The sequence below is a fragment of the Boseongicola sp. genome (assembly GCF_057460485.1).
In genome coordinates this window covers 1-17,460 of record NZ_JBVCWP010000056.1, presented here as the reverse complement: position 1 = coordinate 17,460, position 17,460 = coordinate 1, and the positions used below count along the sequence as shown (strand labels likewise).

Annotated in this window: 18 protein-coding genes; all 18 read right to left on the bottom strand. The window is 56.5% G+C overall.

The annotated features are described in order from the left end of the window. Positions 1-643: 643 nt before the first annotated feature. Complete coding sequence (gene gph, locus AC221Y_RS09120) at positions 644-1,291, bottom strand: phosphoglycolate phosphatase (protein ID WP_299750274.1); 648 nt, start codon at positions 1,289-1,291, stop codon at positions 644-646. Next, entirely contained in the window at positions 1,291-2,958 is a 1,668-nt protein-coding gene (locus tag AC221Y_RS09115) for a ribonuclease J (RefSeq protein ID WP_486707207.1), read from the bottom strand. Before AC221Y_RS09115 ends, gph begins: the two co-directional genes overlap by 1 nt. Next, positions 2,955-3,731 (bottom strand): type III pantothenate kinase, encoded by a 777-nt coding sequence (locus AC221Y_RS09110; RefSeq protein ID WP_299750267.1) that lies wholly within the window; start codon positions 3,729-3,731, stop codon positions 2,955-2,957. The genes AC221Y_RS09115 and AC221Y_RS09110 overlap by 4 nt, the downstream gene beginning before the upstream one ends. A 13-nt stretch (positions 3,732-3,744) precedes the next feature. Beyond that, the gene (locus AC221Y_RS09105; protein ID WP_299750280.1) at positions 3,745-4,497 is read right to left on the bottom strand and encodes a biotin--[acetyl-CoA-carboxylase] ligase; all 753 of its coding nucleotides are present in this window, start codon (positions 4,495-4,497) and stop codon (positions 3,745-3,747) included. A 90-nt stretch (positions 4,498-4,587) separates the two neighbouring features. Then, a complete protein-coding gene (nuoN, locus tag AC221Y_RS09100) occupies positions 4,588-6,024 on the bottom strand; it encodes an NADH-quinone oxidoreductase subunit NuoN (RefSeq protein ID WP_299750264.1) in 1,437 nt (478 codons plus the stop codon). Continuing rightward, positions 6,024-7,583, bottom strand: a complete 1,560-nt coding sequence (locus AC221Y_RS09095) for an NADH-quinone oxidoreductase subunit M (RefSeq protein WP_486707206.1) — start codon at positions 7,581-7,583, stop codon at positions 6,024-6,026. The genes nuoN and AC221Y_RS09095 overlap by 1 nt, the downstream gene beginning before the upstream one ends. Beyond that, entirely contained in the window at positions 7,583-9,685 is a 2,103-nt protein-coding gene (gene nuoL, locus AC221Y_RS09090) for an NADH-quinone oxidoreductase subunit L (RefSeq protein ID WP_486707205.1), read from the bottom strand. Before nuoL ends, AC221Y_RS09095 begins: the two co-directional genes overlap by 1 nt. A gap of 6 nt (positions 9,686-9,691) precedes the next feature. After that, positions 9,692-9,997, bottom strand: a complete 306-nt coding sequence (nuoK, locus tag AC221Y_RS09085; RefSeq protein WP_486707204.1) for an NADH-quinone oxidoreductase subunit NuoK — start codon at positions 9,995-9,997, stop codon at positions 9,692-9,694. A 16-nt stretch (positions 9,998-10,013) separates the two neighbouring features. After that, on the bottom strand, positions 10,014-10,745 hold the full coding sequence (locus AC221Y_RS09080; protein WP_486707203.1) for a hypothetical protein: 732 nt from the start codon (positions 10,743-10,745) through the stop codon (positions 10,014-10,016). Between the two features lie 3 nt (positions 10,746-10,748). Beyond that, complete coding sequence (locus AC221Y_RS09075; protein ID WP_486707202.1) at positions 10,749-11,363, bottom strand: NADH-quinone oxidoreductase subunit J; 615 nt, start codon at positions 11,361-11,363, stop codon at positions 10,749-10,751. Next, on the bottom strand, positions 11,360-11,761 hold the full coding sequence (locus AC221Y_RS09070) for a carboxymuconolactone decarboxylase family protein (RefSeq protein ID WP_299752198.1): 402 nt from the start codon (positions 11,759-11,761) through the stop codon (positions 11,360-11,362). Before AC221Y_RS09070 ends, AC221Y_RS09075 begins: the two co-directional genes overlap by 4 nt. After that, entirely contained in the window at positions 11,758-12,252 is a 495-nt protein-coding gene (gene nuoI, locus AC221Y_RS09065) for an NADH-quinone oxidoreductase subunit NuoI (RefSeq protein ID WP_299752194.1), read from the bottom strand. Before nuoI ends, AC221Y_RS09070 begins: the two co-directional genes overlap by 4 nt. Positions 12,253-12,255: 3 nt before the next feature. Continuing rightward, complete coding sequence (nuoH, locus tag AC221Y_RS09060; RefSeq protein WP_299752191.1) at positions 12,256-13,293, bottom strand: NADH-quinone oxidoreductase subunit NuoH; 1,038 nt, start codon at positions 13,291-13,293, stop codon at positions 12,256-12,258. Between the two features lie 102 nt (positions 13,294-13,395). Further along, positions 13,396-15,405 carry an NADH-quinone oxidoreductase subunit NuoG gene (nuoG, locus tag AC221Y_RS09055; protein ID WP_486707201.1) on the bottom strand — a complete coding sequence of 670 codons (2,010 nt, stop codon included), beginning with the start codon at positions 15,403-15,405 and terminating at the stop codon, positions 13,396-13,398. 48 nt (positions 15,406-15,453) lie between these two features. After that, entirely contained in the window at positions 15,454-15,864 is a 411-nt protein-coding gene (locus AC221Y_RS09050; RefSeq protein WP_486707200.1) for a DUF5333 domain-containing protein, read from the bottom strand. 221 nt (positions 15,865-16,085) lie between these two features. Then, positions 16,086-16,244, bottom strand: coding sequence for a hypothetical protein (locus AC221Y_RS09045; RefSeq protein ID WP_486707199.1), 159 nt, complete (start codon positions 16,242-16,244; stop codon positions 16,086-16,088). 107 nt (positions 16,245-16,351) lie between these two features. After that, on the bottom strand, positions 16,352-16,636 hold the full coding sequence (locus AC221Y_RS09040) for a hypothetical protein (protein WP_486707198.1): 285 nt from the start codon (positions 16,634-16,636) through the stop codon (positions 16,352-16,354). A 163-nt stretch (positions 16,637-16,799) separates the two neighbouring features. Beyond that, positions 16,800-17,460 (bottom strand): NADH-quinone oxidoreductase subunit NuoF (gene nuoF, locus AC221Y_RS09035; protein WP_486707197.1); only part of this gene is annotated, 661 nt, incomplete at its 5' end.

The following is a 17,460-nucleotide window of genomic DNA, read 5'->3' as shown; positions in this document are numbered from 1 at the left end:
TCGATCCCGCTCCAAACGAGCGCGATCGCGATCGCGACCGCGGAGGCCGAAATCGCGGTCGCCGCAACGATGGTGGCGACGGACAGAGCAAAGTTGTTGGTATGGGCGATCACATGCCAGGCTTCATCGCGATGAGTTTCGACGAACGCCGCACAGGCTGAAACAAGACCTAAGCGCCGGGCACGTGCGGCTCACAGTCACCGCCCCAATCGCAGCAACTAAAGCCAATCGGCGCCGCGCGTTCGCGCGGCCAGTGCCATAAGGTCTGCGATCGACAAAGCTCTCGCATCTATCATTATGATCTTGTGAGCAGCTTCCCGATTTTCCGCGATAACGGACATTCTGCTGCCAGCAGAGGCGCCGGAGTCAACAGGTGGCGGGAAGTCCTCCGCAAAAAGAGGCGTCGCCACTCACGCGCATGCTGTCAAAATATATCTCATCGTGGAATCTTAGCACAAACGTCCATTACCGCTGATTACGATTTGCGTTGTAGGGCGACGGATCCCTCAAAGCGCAAGCGCGTCGCTCGGCCGGAGGGAAATGTTGTTCGCAGCTATGGGGTTAGTGAGGGATTGTCGCAGAACTATCCGGGACGCGGGATATTCACCAAGCTCTGACGAGACCTGCTCCGAGAGAGGAATGCCTAAGAAGACAGTTTCGCCAAAATCGCATCAAGCGCCCCAAAATCATCAAACACCACGTCGTGCGGAATGTCTTCGATCGGGCTGACACGGATGCCGTGTGCGTAAATCACGAAGGGAACGCCGGCCCGCTGTGCGGTCTCGGCGTCCACTTCGCTGTCACCGACATAAATCCCAGTCTCTGATCCAAGCTTTTGAAAGCAATGAAACAAAGGCGCAGGATCAGGCTTCCGCTTGGGCAAGTCATCCCCCGCAACAACCACACCAAACACATTATCAAGCCCCGCCGCCTCAAGCGTCGGAACCAAGGGCGCGCGCGGCTTGTTGGTGCAAAGCCCGATCGGAACACCGGCCGCAAGAAGGCGATCCAACGCCTCCCGCGCGCCCGGGAAAAGCTTCGTATCCAACGCCGCCATTTTATAATGCGTAATGAAGCGCGGCATCAGCCGGTCGGCGTCCACCGGTTCGAACGCTGTTGCCGCAATAAGGCGCTGCATCAAAACCTGCTCGCCGCTGCCGACAAAGGTGTTCACCACCGACGTCTCCAAAAGCGGCTGCCCCTCTTCCGCCAGAAGAAGGTTCACCGCCTTTGTCACGTCCGGCAGACTGTCGATCAGGGTCCCGTCAAGGTCAAAGACAACCGGCAACATCACGCGCTCAAACGCGAAATCACGACAGTCACTTCTGGCTTCTTACCGATCTCATCTTGCGCCGACTTTCGCACGACTTGACGTAGCTCTTTCTCCAAAGCCTCGTCACTGGACATTGTCTTGCGCTTGGCGCGCCCAACGAGCTGCCCCAGATCTTGTTCCAGCACATCGACCAAAGCCGCCTTAGAACGCCCGGTTTCCGGTAAGCCCGATATCTCGACCCAAGGGTCGCCAAGCACGTCGTTGTCTTCCATGATAAGCGTCACAAGCACATGCCCGTTGATCGCCATCCGGATACGGTCCCGCACGACACCATCCATCGCACCGATCTGTACTGATCCATCTAGATAAGTCCGACCGGCTTCGACGAATTCGGCGACCTTCGGCGTCTTGCCTGTCAGATCTACCATCGTGCCGTTAGGCGCCACGATACTTGCAATCCCGTTAGAGACCGCCAGTTTGGCGTGTTCCCTCAAATGGCGATGTTCACCGTGCATCGGGATGACCATGTCGGGTTTAATCGTCTTGTGCATCTCATCAAGATCGGGCCGGTTCGCATGGCCCGACACGTGATAATGCCCCGAACTGTCGTCGACGACATCAACGCCTTTTTCGGAGAACGCATTGATAATCCGGCTCACGCCGCGCTCGTTTCCGGGAATGGTTTTAGAGGAAAACAGGAACAGATCGCCCTCCTTCACTTGAAGCCCAAGATACTTACCACGGCTTAGGCCTGCCGATGCAGCGCGCCGTTCGCCCTGACTGCCGGTCACTAGCAACATCAGATTTTCACGCGGAATGTCCGCTGCTTCTTCCGGGGTTACAACAGCAGGAAAATCCGTCAAAACGCCCGTTTCGACCGAGGCTTCAACCATTCGCTTCATCGACCGGCCCAAAAGACAGACCGAGCGGCCCGCCGCCTTGCCCGCTGCTGCAAGCGTCTTTACGCGTGCGACATTGGACGCAAAAGTGGTCGCCACAACCATGCCTTTCGCCTCGCTCACCAACTTGGTAATCTCGGGGCCAACGGTTACTTCAGATCGTCCGGGATTGGGTGAAAACACATTGGTCGAGTCGCACACAAGCGCCTTCACACCATCCTTGGCGATCTTGCGCCACATGTCAGGATCCCAGGCCTCACCAACCAAAGGCGTCTCATCCAACTTGAAGTCGCCCGTATGAACGACGCGCCCTACCGGCGTGTCGATCACCAGGGATGAACTTTCCGGGATCGAATGGCTGATCGGCGCAAAGCCCACACTGAAGGGTCCGACTTTAGTCGTGGTGGGCCAAGCCTCAACCACCTTGATTGCATTCTCGTCGCCGCCATGCTCTGACAATTTGCGCGCGGCGTGAAGCGCCGTAAATTTCCGCGCATAAATCGGGGCCCGCAGCCGGTGCCACAAATGCCCGATCGCGCCGACATGGTCTTCATGCGCATGTGTAATAAACACGCCTTCGATGCGGTCCGCACGGGCTTCAAGCCATTCGACGTCTGCGAATATGAGATCGACACCGGGCGAGCCCTCCATCTCGGGGAACGTCACCCCAAGGTCCACGACTATCAACCGCTCCTTGTCGGGCGCGCCCCATCCGTAGACATAGGCGTTCATTCCAATTTCGCCGGCACCGCCCAGAGGCAGATAAATCAGACGCTCGTTACTCATTGATTTTCCTTGTTAAAGCGATGAATTACGGTCAGCCCGTACATCGTCAAATCATCTTCGACAGAGTCGAAAAGCATATCACCTTTGGCAAATAGCGGTGCCAGACCGCCAGTCCCGATCACCTTCATGGGCGCGCCAAATTCGGCCTTGATGCGCGCGGTAATCCCCTCGATCAGGCCCGTATAGCCCCAAAAGACACCGGATTGAATGCATTCTACCGTATTGGTGCCAATCACTTTTTCGGGTTGCGTAATGTCCACATGCGGTAAGGCAGCGGCCCCCATTGCAAGCGCTTCAAGGCTAAGGTTCACACCGGGCGCAATTACGCCGCCGATATAGGCCCCATCGTCGGCCACAACATCGAAATTCGTCGCCGTCCCGAAGTCGACAACCACCGTATTGCCACCATGTCGGGCAAACGCGCCGGCCGCATTGGCAAGTCTGTCAGGCCCCGGGCGCACGCCCTCATCGACGCGGGACGGCACGGGCAGCAAACACTCGGGCTTTCCAACCACCAAGGGCCGGCAACCGAAATAGCGGTCACACAGAACACGTAGATTGAACACCACCCGCGGCACAGTCGACGAGATCACCACCTCGTCAATCGCCACGTCCTGCAGACCTACCGTCGCCATCAGTGTCGACAGCCAGACAAAATACTGATCCGCCGTGCGCTGATGCTCAGTCGACGCACGCCACGTCCCGATGAAGGCCGCGCCATCCCAGATGGAAAAGACCGTGTTGGTATTGCCAGTGTCGATACAGAGGAGCATTTCGGCGTCCCTCTCAGAAAAATACGTCAGCTGCCGGGATAGCAACCCGACCCTTTGGGGTCATAAGCACAAGATGCCCCGCCTCGTCCACCGTCTCAAAGATGCCCATAACTTCGCCTTTGGTTGTGCGCGCGGTGATAACCTCACCCAGACGCGCGGCACGGCCCAGCCATTTCTCGCGAATATGGCCAAAGCCAAACTCCTGAAATAGCCGCTCCTCGGTGGCGAAATTCGAAGCCAAAAGCGATAGGAACTCGTCCTGATCCGTCGCCGCACCGCCCTCGCCTGCAAGCGAAACGGGCGGAAAATCGGTGCGCCCTACATCGTCCGGTACGATCTTCAGATTGACGCCGATGCCCACTGATAGCCACTCGATCACACCGCCGCGCCCGGTGCTTTCCAGCAAAATCCCCGCCACCTTGCCGCCGTTCAACAGCACATCATTGGGCCATTTCAACGAAAGCGCGTCTCGGTTGACCTTCATCGCCAAAGCCTCGAACAAAGCATTCGCCGCCAAAAACGATCTAAGCGCCGCGCTTGCCGGATTGCCGCCGGGCTTCATCACAAAGGTCGCGGCGAAATTGCCGCGCGGGTTCGACCAGATTTTGCCCCGCCGCCCCCGTGCGGCCGTTTGGTGGCGCGCCATGATCCAGGTAGGACGATCCAAAGTCGAGGCCCGCCGTGCCGCTTCGGCCATGGTGCTGTCGACCTCATCCAAAACGATGCGGTCAGTCCCATCAGGCCAGGGCAAAGGCTCGCGAGTCACGCCGCCCACCCCATTCTTCTTGGTTGAAATACTCTGGGTATCTGGGGGCAGCGCCCCCAGCGGATCTCGCCAGAGGCGCGAAAAATTACTTTATTTGACAAGCGTTGCCGCCGCAGCTTCCGCAACCGCCTCGACCCCGAAGAGGTTGATCACCCCAAGGACCATGATCGCCGCGCTGACCACCAGAAACCCCGACAGGATCGGCGCAGACCCGGTATCCATTTCACTATCCTCGGACCCGAAATACATCAGGTATACGATGCGCAAATAATAGAACGCACCGATAACGGAGGCGATCACACCCGCAACCGCAAGCCATCCAAGGCCCGCTTCCACAGCCGCCAAAAGCACGTAGTACTTACCGAAAAAGCCAACCAAAGGCGGCACGCCTGCAAGGCTGAACAGCAAGATCAGCATCGCCAAGGCCTTCAGCGGATTACAGCGCGAATACTGCGATAAGGCCGAGATCTCCACCACCGGCGCGCCGTCTTTCTCCATCGAAAGGATGAAAGCAAAGGTGCCGATATTCATCGTGATGTAGATCGCCATATAGACAAGCATCGCCTGCACGCCAAACGCCGTGCCAGACGCCAAACCCATCAATGCAAAGCCCATGTGCGAGATCGACGAATAGGCCATCAGTCGCTTGATATTGGTCTGTCCAATCGCGGCAATGGCGCCCAGATACATCGAAGCCACCGACAGGAACGCCAGAATCTGCTGCCAATCCCCAACCATGCCGCCAAACGCATCGTGCAAAACCCGCGCGAATAAGCCCATCGCGGCCATCTTCGGCGCTGTGGCAAAGAACGCCGTAATCGGTGTCGGCGCGCCTTCGTAAACGTCCGGCGTCCACATATGGAAAGGGGCCGCCGAGACCTTGAATGCCAAACCAGCCGAAATAAACGCCAGACCGAAAAGCAGGCCCAAGGGCAAGTCGCCTTGCGCGGCTTCGATGATGCCAGAGAACAAAGTTGTGCCTGCAAATCCATAGGTCAGCGATGCGCCATACAGCAGCAAACCCGACGACAATGCGCCAAGGACGAAATACTTCAGGCCCGCTTCCGTCGACTTCACGCTGTCACGGCGCAAAGACGCAACCACATACAACGCCAGCGACTGAAGCTCGAGGCCCATATAAAGTGCGATCAAATCGCCCGCCGATACCATCATCATCATGCCAACTGTCGCAAGCGCAATCAGCAATGGATACTCAAAGCGCAGCAGCCCACGGCGCTGCATATACCCTTCGCTCATCAGTAATACCGCCGCCGTCGCCAACAGGATCGTCACCTTAGCAAAGCGCGCAAACCCGTCGTCGATGAACATTCCGCCAAAGGCAATCTCGCTCCCGGCACTCTGCACACCGATCCATGCGGCCAGCGCCACCATCAAAGCAGATGTTGCCCAAACCAGCATCGGCGCAGTTTTGTCTTTGCCGCCATAGGCGCCAACCATCAGGCCAGCCATCGCAAACAGCGACAGCACGATCTCGGGAAGAATTACAGAAAGATCACCGGGTTGCATCAGTTGCCCCCTCCGTTGGCCGCGACCATCGATTGCGCAGCATGATCCGCCAGCGCTGTTTCATAGCCACCCAAAAGGTTGGCGACAGACGGGCTGATAATATCGGTCACAAGGGCCGGATAGACCCCCAGAAGAATGGTCATCACGATCAACGGCGCAAATATCCAGCGCTCTCGCGTGGTCATGTCCGAGATGGATTTCAAACTCTCTTTGATGAGGTCCCCCATCACCACACGGCGATACAACCAAAGCGCATAGGCCGCCGACAAGATCACACCCGTGGTGGCCACTGCCGCAACCCATGTATTCGCCTGGAACATGCCCATCAAAGTCAGGAATTCGCCCACAAACCCGGAGGTTCCGGGCAGGCCCACATTCGCCATGGTGAACAGCATAAACACCAGGGCATAGGCCGGCATCCGGTTCACAAGACCGCCGTAAGCATCAATATCACGGGTATGCATCCGGTCGTATATCACGCCGACGCACAGGAACAACGCGCCCGAAATGAACCCGTGCGAGATCATCTGAAAGATCGCGCCATCAAGCCCCTGCTGGTTTGCCGCAAAAATACCCGCCGTCACAAAACCCATGTGAGCGACGGAAGAATAGGCTATCAGCTTCTTCATATCTTCCTGCATCAGCGCGACCAACGACGTGTAGACGATGGCAATCGCGCTCATCCACAATACGAAGTCTGACAGTAAATCCGAAGCCACCGGGAACATCGGCAAGCTGAACCTCAAGAAGCCATAGCCACCCATCTTTAACAGGATAGCCGCTAGAACGACCGAGCCGGCCGTCGGCGCCTGAACGTGCGCATCCGGCAACCATGTGTGGACCGGCCACATCGGCATCTTGACCGCGAAGGACGCGAAAAACGCCACCCAAAGCAGCGTCTGCAAGCCGCCGATTATGGTAAAGCCCCAGACCTCCAACACTTCGGACGAGAAGTTATGGCGCAGCAAAGCCACGATATCCGTGGTGCCTGCATCCACGTACATCGCGATCATCGCGACAAGCATCAGGACCGACCCGAAGAAGGTGTAGAGGAAGAACTTGAACGACGCATAAATCCGCTCTTTGCCGCCCCAAATGCCAATGATCAAGAACATCGGGATCAGACCACCTTCGAAGAACAGGTAGAACAGGACCAGGTCAAGCGCGCAGAACACGCCCAACATCAGCGTTTCCAGAACAAGGAATGCGATCATATATTCTTTGACACGATGTGTGACGTCCCAGCACGAAAGGATCACTAGCGGCATCAGGAAGGTTGTGAGCATCACAAACAGGATCGAAATCCCGTCCAAACCCATCTTGTAGGTAAGGCCCAAAATCCATTCGCTCTCTTCCACAAACTGGAAATCCGGGTTCGATGTGTCAAAGCCGGTGAGCAGGAACAGGGACGCCAGGAACGACGCACTTGTCGCCGCCAAAGCGAGCCACTTGGCATTGGCCCGTGCGGCCTCATCGTCGCCCCGCAGAAACAGCGCCATAATCGCGGCACCGATTAGCGGAATGAAGGTGACGATGGAAAGGAGGTTGTCGAAAAGCATTATTCACCTCCCCCCGACAGCGTCATCCAGCTGATCAGGAAGACAATTCCGATCACCATCCAGAACGCATAAGTAAAGATATATCCCGACTGCGCGCGCCCCGCGAGACGCGTGAAGAACGGCACAAGGCCCATCGCGATACCATTGAGGAAGCCGTCGATGACGACGCCGTCGCCCTTCTTCCAAAGCAACCGACCCAGCCACATGGCAGGCTTGATGAACAAAAAGTCGTAGATCTCGTCAACGTACCATTTGTTCAACAGGAACTGATACAAAATCTGCTGGTTTTCGGCCAAACGCCTGGGCCACTCGGGTCGGCGGATGTAGAACTGATAGGCCGTCAGGAACCCGATCAACATCGCAATGAACGGCGATACTTTGACCCACTTCGGCGCATGATGTGCATCGTCCAGAACGTTGTTTTCCGGGGCCATATAAATCGCGCCCTGCCCCGGAACCGGGGCCTCGCCGTGGTCGTCAACGACGTTGCTTTCTTCGGTGGTCTCGCCGGCGGCATAAGCCGCGCCAATCATCAGACCTGCCGCGACTGCATGCTCTTCTTCGGCAGCGATGCCAAAGAAGACTTCGACCTCGTGGTGGTCGCCAAAGAACGGCTCGTACCAGATCATGCCCGCAAAAATCGCCCCCAAGGACAAGACGCCCAAAGGCACTAGCATTGTATTCGGGCTGTCGTGCGCATGCTCATGGGTGTGTTTGTCGCCGCGTGGCTCGCCAAAGAAGGTGAGGAACATCAGGCGCCATGAATAGAAACTTGTGAACAGGGCCGCGATCACAAGCGCCCAGAAGGCGAACTGAGCCGCAGGCGCCGCGCCGGCCCATGCGCTTTCGATCACTGCGTCCTTTGACAGGAAGCCCGCAAAACCGATGTGCGTCAGCGGAATGCCAACTCCAGTGATCGCCAACGTGCCAATCATCATCGCCCAGAAGGTCTTTGGCATCTTGTGACGCAGACCGCCATAATTCCGCATATCCTGCTCGTGGTGCATCCCGTGGATCACCGAACCCGCCCCAAGGAACAGCAGCGCTTTAAAGAAAGCATGGGTCAGCAGGTGAAACATCGCGACCGAATAGACGCCGACGCCCGCGGCCACGAACATGTAGCCAAGCTGCGAACAGGTAGAATAGGCAATCACCCGTTTGATGTCGGTTTGCACAAGACCAACGGTCGCTGCAAAAAACGCCGTTACCGCTCCTATGATCACAATGAAATTTGTCGCAATCGGCGCAAATTCCATAAGGGGAGACATCCGACAGACAAGGAATACGCCCGCCGTCACCATGGTTGCGGCGTGGATCAGGGCCGACACAGGGGTCGGGCCTTCCATCGCGTCTGGCAGCCATGTGTGCAGGATGAACTGAGCCGATTTGCCCATCGCGCCGATAAACAGCAGCACGCAGATCAACTCGATCGCGTTCCACTCGGTCCAAAGAAAGTTGATCTTCGCGACGGCCAATTCAGGCGCGGCGGCAAAGATGTCATCGAACTTGATGCTGTCGACCATGAAGAAGATTGCAAAAATGCCCAAAGCAAAGCCGAAATCTCCGACCCGGTTCACCACAAACGCTTTGATCGCGGCGGCATTGGCAGACGGCTTGCGGAAATAAAATCCGATCAGAAGGTAGGACGCGAGACCTACGCCCTCCCAACCAAAGAACATCTGCACAAGGTTGTCTGCTGTCACCAGCATCAACATTGTGAAGGTAAAGAACGACAGATAAGCAAAGAAACGCGGACGATAGCTTTCCTTGGCGTCGTCGAAATTCTCGTCATGCGCCATGTAGCCAAAGCTATAAAGATGCACGAACGCCGACACCGTGGTGATCACAATCAGCATAATTGCCGTCAGACGATCCATCCGGATCGCCCAGTCAGCCGATAAGGACCCGCTTTCGATCCAGCGCATGATCTGAATTTGCTCGGTTTCGCCATTGAACGTCAGGAACACGATCCAAGACAGGAAGCAGGCCAGGAACAAGAACCCGGTGGCCGTCCACTGCGCCGCTTTCTCGCCGATGACCTTCCAGCCAAAGCCGCAGATCAACGCGCCAATAAGAGGAGAGAAAAGGATGATGGTTTCCATTGTCCCTTACCCCTTCATCACATTGACGTCTTCGACGTCAATCGTGCCGCGGTTGCGGAAGAAGCAGACAAGGATCGCAAGACCAATGGCAGCCTCGGCAGCGGCCACGGTCAGAACGAACAGCGTGAAAACCTGGCCAGTCAGATCGCCAAGATAGGCCGAAAAGGCGACAAGATTGATGTTCACCGCCAACAGCATCAATTCGATCGACATCAAAAGGATGATGACGTTCTTCCGGTTCAGGAAGATGCCAAAAATCCCGATGACGAACAGCGTCGCCGCAACCGTGAGATAATGTTCAAGTCCGATCATGCGTCTTTTCCGTCTTTCATCTCATCACGCCACAAGCGGTCCCGGCGATCATAGCGCGGGGGTCGCTTAGGGGTATTTCCGTCATCTCTGGGTCCTCAACGCGCGCACTTAACTCGCCCGCGCTTGGCCCCGTCGCAATCGTGCCCACCGCGAGAGGCGCGCAGGTCACAAGCCACAACGTGGCGCCAGAGCCACCAGTCGTCTGCTGCGTGGTCACCTCAATCGCGCCGTTGTCACGGCGAAAGGCGTTAATCAATGTGAAGGTGGTGTCTGTGCCGGGAATAGTGATCGTTGTTGGGTCGGTCGTTAAGGTCTTGCTTGCCGTGTCCTCGACAGCGCTTGCGACGTCAGCCACCGTATCTTCGGCGGCTTCAACCACGCCTTCTTCGACGTTCACAACGGCCTCTTCAACCGCCTCGACAGTCTCGGCCACAGTCTCTTCCTGCGTTTCGACAGCCTCGGTTGCTTGCGTAACCGCCTCTTCTGCCTCGTCGGCAATCTCTTCCATGGCCTCGGTCACCGGCGTGACCGCATCTTTAGCTGCCTCTTCGACCGCAGCGACCTCTTCCGTCACCGGCTCAACATCCGCTTCGACCTCGGGCAAAACCACCTCAGGGACCACAGCAGCCACGTCTTCACCCGACTGCCAGTTGAACCAGATCGCAGCCGCAAGCACCCCGGCCAGCGCCCAAATGGCAAACCGGAAAAGGTTGCGAAATGCCTGAAATATGCCGCCGCGTTTGGCCATGTCTTACAGTCCCTGCCCCGGTTTGACGTCCTTCAATTCCAAGGCTTTGTCCGGATCGCGGAACATCTGCTGCAGGATATCCTGCCGTTTGACGTCCCCCCGATGGCGGAGCGTCAAAACAATCGCCCCGATCATCGCCACCAGAAGGATCAAACCTGAAAGCTGGAACAAGAGGAAATACTGATCGTAAAGCACCAGACCCAAGGCTTGCGTGTTGTGCTCGCCACCGCCCGCAATCGCGTCAGGGACCGTTCCAATCTCAACGCCCTCGGCCGTTTTCCAGACGCCAAATGCAATCGCCAACTGCATCATCAACACAAGACCGATCATCAAAGACAACGGCAGATACTTCGTCATTTCCGCCTTCAGTTCTGCAAAATCCACGTCCAGCATCATCACAACGAACAAGAAAAGCACTGCGACCGCGCCGACGTAGACGATGATTAAAAGCATCGCCACGAATTCAGCGCCCAAAAGCACGAACAAGCCGGCGGCCGACAAAAATGAAAGGATCAGCCACAACACCGAATGCACCGGATTGCGCGAGATCACCGTGAACAAGCCCCCCGTCACACAAGACAATGAGAAAAGGTAAAAGGCAAAAACAGTCGCGGTCATGAGGCGCCTCCGTCTTCCATCACCGAACTGGCCAATTCCATCGCTTTGGTCATCGCAGGCACGCCGCCAAACACACCGACTAGCGCGATGGTTTCCGCTACTTCCTGCTTTGTGGCACCGGCCTCGATGGCGTGACGCACGGTCAGCCTGATCTGCGCCTCGGCCTGAGCGCCAAGGATCGTCAGCGCCCCCAAAGTCAGCAAAAGCTTGGTCTTGGCGTCCAGCCCCTCGGGGTTGTACGTATTGCCCATCATACCTTCCATGATGTCCTTCGGCATAGTTGGCCAAAGCGTCTCGAAGCCCTTGGGCGTGAAGGATTCCAAAGCGGGATTAAGCGATTTCGCCCAGTCCTGGCTCATTTTCATCATGGCATCGAAAGGGTTTTTTGGATCACTCATAGGTACGGCGCATCAATTTCAAGGTTGCGGGCAATCTCGGCTTCCCAGCGTTCGCCGTTGTCCAAAAGCTTGGCTTTGTCGTAGAAAAGCTCTTCGCGTGTCTCGGTCGAAAACTCGAAGTTCGGGCCCTCGACGATCGCATCCACGGGGCAGGCCTCCTGACAGAAACCGCAGTAGATGCATTTGGTCATGTCGATGTCATAGCGCGTCGTGCGGCGCGACCCGTCGTCGCGCGGTTCTGCATCAATCGTGATGGCTTGCGCGGGGCAGACCGCCTCGCAAAGTTTGCAGGCAATGCAGCGCTCTTCGCCGTTTGGATAACGGCGCAGCGCGTGTTCACCCCGAAAACGAGGGGACAAATACCCCTTTTCATGCGGGTAGTTGAGCGTCGCCTTGGGCGCAAAAAAGTATTTAAATCCAAGCCGGAAGCCATTCAGCATGTCCAGCAGCAGGAAGTATTTGCCCGCGCGGTTCCAGTCGATATGTGCCATCTCTTAACCCCCTATCGCCCAACGGGCATACGCCCCGCCGAAGAACCCAAACTTCGCCGCGAATGCGACCCACACGACCCACAAAAGCGAGAACGGCAGAAACACTTTCCAGCCCAAGCGCATCAGCTGGTCATAGCGGTAACGCGGTACAATTGCCTTCACCATCGCAAAGAGGAAGAAGAAGAACGCCATCTTCAACACCATCCACAAAGGCCCGTCCGGCAAGAAAGGCACCGGCGACAGCCAGCCTCCGAAGAACAACAGCGAGGTCAACGCGCACATCAGGAAAATGGCGATATACTCGCCAGCCATGAACAACAGGAACGGCGTGGACGAGTATTCCACCTGATAGCCCGCAACCAGTTCGCTTTCTGCTTCGGGCAGATCGAACGGCGGACGGTTTGTTTCGGCCAAAGCGCTGATAAAGAACAGGAAGACCATCGGGAAATGCGGCAGCCAATACCAGCTGAAGATGCCCCAGTTGCCGTCCTGTGCGCGCACAATATCACCGAAGTTCATCGAACCGGTCGTTAGAATAACACCGATGATGATGAGCCCCAGCGACACTTCGTAAGAAATCATCTGCGCAGCCGACCGCAAAGACCCAAGGAACGGATACTTCGAGTTCGACGCCCAACCGCCCATAATCACGCCGTATACTTCCAACGACGAAACCGCGAAGACGTACAAAATGGCGACGTTCAGATCGGCCAGAACCCATGTGTCGCTGAACGGAATAACGGCCCATGCAATCATCGCCAGAACGAAAGAAGCCATCGGCGCCATGATGAACACCGTGCGATCAGCACCGGCCGGGATCACGATCTCTTTCACCACGTATTTCAACGCATCGGCAACGGTCTGAAGCATGCCCCAAGGACCAACAACGTTCGGTCCGCGCCGCATCTGGACAGCCGCCCAGATTTTCCGGTCGCCATAGACGAGAAACAAAAGACTGATCATCACAAAACCGATGACCAAAAGCACCTGCGCCATGACGGTCACAAGGATGCCGAGAGGTGTGCTCAGAAACTCAGCCATTCGTCCCCAACTTTTTCGTTCCCATGGGCGTTTTTTCGCCCCATCTTATAAACAACGTCGTGTTAACAGCATCTCAGGTCAAAGGGCCAGACCCGAGCCGCCTTATTCTGCCGCCAGTTTCCCGGCTTTTCGCTCGCGCGCACCGGCCTGCAATTCGCCCATCAATGGAGCGGCCCGCAGGATCGGGTTTGTGAGGTAATGATCGACGATCACGCCGGCAAAGTCACCTGTACCTCCATTTGCGCCCTCCACAGGCGTCCATGCGTTTTTCGGCACCTGGTCGATGTCTTTCAGATGGGGCACAGCCTCGACCAACTTCGCGCGCAACTGCGCCAGCGAGTCGTATGGCAACGTCGCCCCCAACTCTGCCGACAAAGCCCGCAAAATCGCCCAGTTTTCCTTCGCCTCGCCCGGCGGGAACGAGGCCCGCAAAGCCAACTGCGGCCGCCCTTCGGTATTGACGAACAAACCGTTTTCCTCGGTCCAGGCGGCACATGGCAGGATGATATCCGCACGATGCGCACCCCGGTCGCCATGGCTTCCCTGATAGATAACAGTCGCGCCCTCGGCGATATCAACCTCGTCCGCGCCAAGATTGTAAACAACCTCTGCACCGTCCAACGCCGCTGAAATTCCGCCATCCGTCACCGCGCCCACGTCCATCGCACCAACGCGCGCCGCAGCCGTGTGCAGGATCAACAGCTTGGAATTGGCCGCTTCCGCCACCTTCATGGCATTGGCCAAAGCGCCTTCGTGCGCCAAAGCTGCTTGCCCCACAATCATCACACCGCGCAGGCCCTGCTTGTCGGAATGGTCTTGCTCCGCAAGCACCGCCAAGTCGCCCATGCCGGTACCGATGTGAGTGTAATCATACGTGAGATCGACCGCCTCGCCGACCAAAGCAACTTTCGCGCCCTTCGACCAGGCTTTGCGAATGCGTGCATTCAAAACCGGCGCTTCGCTGCGTGGGTTCGTGCCCACCAGCAATATCATTTCGGCAGTATCAATGTCTTCGATCAAAGCTGTGCCCGCGTAACCCGAGCGGTTTCCAGCCGGCAAAGCCGCGCCGTCCACACGACACTCTACCGAGCCGCCCTGCCCTTCGATCATCTCTTTCAAAGCAAACGCCGCCTCGACCGGAGCCAGATCGCCGATAAGACCCGCAACCTTTTTGCCCGATATCGCGGTTGCAACAGCGCTAAGCGCTTCGCCCCAGGTTGCGGCGCGCAATTTTCCGTTCTCACGAATATACGGCGTGTCCAAACGCTGACGGCGCAGACCGTCCCAGGAGTACCGCGATTTGTCCGATAGCCATTCTTCGTTCACGCCGTCGTGGTTGCGCGGCAAAATCCGCATCACTTCACGACCCTTGGTGTCGACCCGAATGTTCGACCCAAGCGCGTCCATAACGTCAATCGTCTCGGTCTTTGTCAGTTCCCAAGGGCGCGCCGTGAACGCGTAAGGTTTCGACGTCAAAGCACCAACAGGACACAAATCAACGATATTGCCCTGCATCTCGCTTTCAAGCGTCTTGCCCAGATACGATGTAATCTCGGAATCTTCCCCGCGCCCGGTCTGCCCCAACTCGGGCATGCCCGCGACTTCGGTGATGAAGCGCACACAACGCGTGCAGGAAATGCAGCGCGTCATGGCCGTGCCAACAAGTGGCCCCAAATCCATTTTGTCGGTTGCCCGTTTTGGTTCGCGGTAGCGCGAGAAATCCACGCCGTAAGCCATCGCCTGATCCTGAAGATCGCATTCGCCACCCTGATCGCAGATCGGGCAATCCAGTGGGTGGTTGATCAGGAGAAACTCCATCACGCCTTCCCGCGCCTTCTTGACCATCGGCGATTTTGTTTTCACCACAGGTGGCGTTCCCTCAGGTCCGGGGCGCAAATCCTTGACTTGCATCGCACAAGACGCGGTGGGTTTCGGCGGGCCTCCAACAACTTCGACCAGACACATCCGGCAATTGCCCGCGATGGTCAAACGCTCGTGGTAACAGAATCTCGGAATTTCAATCCCAACCTGTTCGCAGGCTTGGATCAGTGTCAGCGCCGGATCAACCTCGACTTCCATATCGTCGATGATGATCTTTCTCAGGTCGGCCATTGGACTTCGGTTCCCTTAGGTTCCGCCGCCTCTCGTCCGGGCGGCGTGTCACTTCGCGCGAAGCAGTCGACCTGCTGCACTGTTCTTGGCTATTTCTTCACGGCCCACAGTGCAATAGCCTTGCGGCGTTTGAGGGCTTGCCCCTCTAGAGGCCAAATCCGCCTCAATCCGCACCCTAAGTATTTCTTTTTCCTCGCGATTATCCGTCAACTCTTCGATCTGAGCCTCGGAATAACCGGCTTTCAGCGCGTACTTTTCCAAGGCTTTTAAGTAATTATAGGCGCGAATATAGCGCGGCGAAATGTCATCGCAATTGCGCCGCACAAGATCTGCAAACCCTATTGCATAGAAGCCCGAAATCACGGTGCGGTCCTCATGAAGCGGCTGTAACGCCACCAAGGGCGTGGATATCGACACCGCGACAGCCAGAATTGCCAGTTTTTTACGAATACTATTCACATCTTACCTGCTCGTTTTGACGGCACAAGGTCCCGCTCCCTGTCCGTCACATAAGATATAGGGGGGCACAGCGCGAAAGATGAGACCTCGCTCAAGAAGTCGAAGCAAATAGGATATTTTGGGCGTTTTTCTGCCACCCTGACTTTGGGGAATGACCTCCAAGCATTTGTGTTAAAGAATTTTTCTGATCATTTCGGCTTTGGCGAAAGATGTGATCACTGTTACGGTTTGTGATCGAGTAGGCGTGAACGCCGCCGTTCGCGCAAGAGATGTACGCCGCGCCCGGCTTTGCGCAGAAATGCGCCAACCATCACCAGTCCCACAAACCCAAATCCCCCAACACCAACCCATCCCATCCCATACTGGGATCCGCCAGGCATGAAGGGCCACCGCCACCCCCTAAGCAGTAACACCAACGATAAAAAGTGTTAAAACAGCGCCCAATGCACTCAGAAATCCGTCCCAGAAACGGATCATCGCAGCGCCCTCAGAATTTCCCGCCGTTGACGGCACGGTAAGCAATCGTGGCGGCCGTTACCATCAAAAGCGCAATCATCGCGTTTGAGGCGTAAGGGAACACGATGCTGTGCAAGTAAAAAGCCGAGTCGCTTGCAAACATATCCCAAGCGACACGAAGTCCGTTTCCAAAAAACACCACTGCGGTCAAACCGAACGTTAACGTGGCCCAAACCTGCCTAACCGACGACTGCGTCACGATATAAAGGCAGGCAATCGCTACGGCGATCTGCAAAACCGCAAAAAATGTATACATGTACTTACTGTCCTGCTGCCTGCCCGGAGCACTTCTTTAACCGACCAACCTCGTGTAGGCAGCGCTTTGGCCATGCTCTCAGAGTTCGAGATATGTCATTTGTCATATAAGTCACGCATAAATATGACCTTAAAGGGGCGTATTTACGTAACGTTAAGGGAGTTTACTCGGCTGCAACACTCGACAGTTTTCCCGATCTCTTGGCCTTAATCCGGTCTTCGATCTCGTCGCGGAAGTGACGGATAAGCCCCTGGATAGGCCATGCCGCCGCGTCGCCAAGGGCGCAAATCGTATGCCCTTCGACCTGCTTGGTTACATCAAGTAACATGTCGATCTCTTCCGGCTCGGCCTCGCCACGCACCAGACGATCCATCACACGCATCATCCAACCCGTGCCTTCACGACACGGCGTACACTGACCGCAACTTTCGTGTTTGTAGAACTTCGACAGGCGCCAAATCGCTTTAATAATATCAGTATCCTGATCCATCACGATGACTGCTGCGGTTCCCAGACCTGACCGCTGCTCGCGCAGCCAGTCGAAATCCATGATCGCCTCGTCTTTCATCGTCTTGCCGGGAATGCACGGCACCGATGACCCGCCGGGGATCACCGCTTTCAGATTGCTCCAACCGCCGCGAATACCGCCGCAATGGCGGTCAATCAGTTCTTCAAAGGAAATAGACATCGCTTCTTCAACGACGCACGGGTTGTTCACGTGCCCACTGATCGCAAACAGCTTCGTCCCGGAATTATTCGGACGTCCAAAGCCCGCAAACCATTCAGGACCACGCCGTAAAATCGTCGGCACCACCGCAATAGAT

Bases quoted from the DNA above. Each gene is read 5' to 3' on its own strand.
- gph (WP_299750274.1), bottom strand. From the start codon at position 1,291: ATGTTGCCGGTTGTCTTTGACCTTGACGGGACCCTGATCGACAGTCTG.
- AC221Y_RS09115 (WP_486707207.1), bottom strand. From the start codon at position 2,958: ATGAGTAACGAGCGTCTGATTTATCTGCCTCTGGGCGGTGCCGGCGAA.
- AC221Y_RS09110 (WP_299750267.1), bottom strand. From the start codon at position 3,731: ATGCTCCTCTGTATCGACACTGGCAATACCAACACGGTCTTTTCCATC.
- nuoN (WP_299750264.1), bottom strand. From the start codon at position 6,024: ATGCAACCCGGTGATCTTTCTGTAATTCTTCCCGAGATCGTGCTGTCG.
- AC221Y_RS09095 (WP_486707206.1), bottom strand. From the start codon at position 7,583: ATGCTTTTCGACAACCTCCTTTCCATCGTCACCTTCATTCCGCTAATC.
- nuoL (WP_486707205.1), bottom strand. From the start codon at position 9,685: ATGGAAACCATCATCCTTTTCTCTCCTCTTATTGGCGCGTTGATCTGC.
- nuoK (WP_486707204.1), bottom strand. From the start codon at position 9,997: ATGATCGGACTTGAACATTATCTCACGGTTGCGGCGACGCTGTTCGTC.
- AC221Y_RS09080 (WP_486707203.1), bottom strand. From the start codon at position 10,745: ATGGCCAAACGCGGCGGCATATTTCAGGCATTTCGCAACCTTTTCCGG.
- AC221Y_RS09075 (WP_486707202.1), bottom strand. From the start codon at position 11,363: ATGACCGCGACTGTTTTTGCCTTTTACCTTTTCTCATTGTCTTGTGTG.
- AC221Y_RS09070 (WP_299752198.1), bottom strand. From the start codon at position 11,761: ATGAGTGATCCAAAAAACCCTTTCGATGCCATGATGAAAATGAGCCAG.
- nuoI (WP_299752194.1), bottom strand. From the start codon at position 12,252: ATGGCACATATCGACTGGAACCGCGCGGGCAAATACTTCCTGCTGCTG.
- nuoH (WP_299752191.1), bottom strand. From the start codon at position 13,293: ATGGCTGAGTTTCTGAGCACACCTCTCGGCATCCTTGTGACCGTCATG.
- nuoG (WP_486707201.1), bottom strand. From the start codon at position 15,405: ATGGCCGACCTGAGAAAGATCATCATCGACGATATGGAAGTCGAGGTT.
- AC221Y_RS09045 (WP_486707199.1), bottom strand. From the start codon at position 16,244: ATGCCTGGCGGATCCCAGTATGGGATGGGATGGGTTGGTGTTGGGGGA.
- AC221Y_RS09040 (WP_486707198.1), bottom strand. From the start codon at position 16,636: ATGTATACATTTTTTGCGGTTTTGCAGATCGCCGTAGCGATTGCCTGC.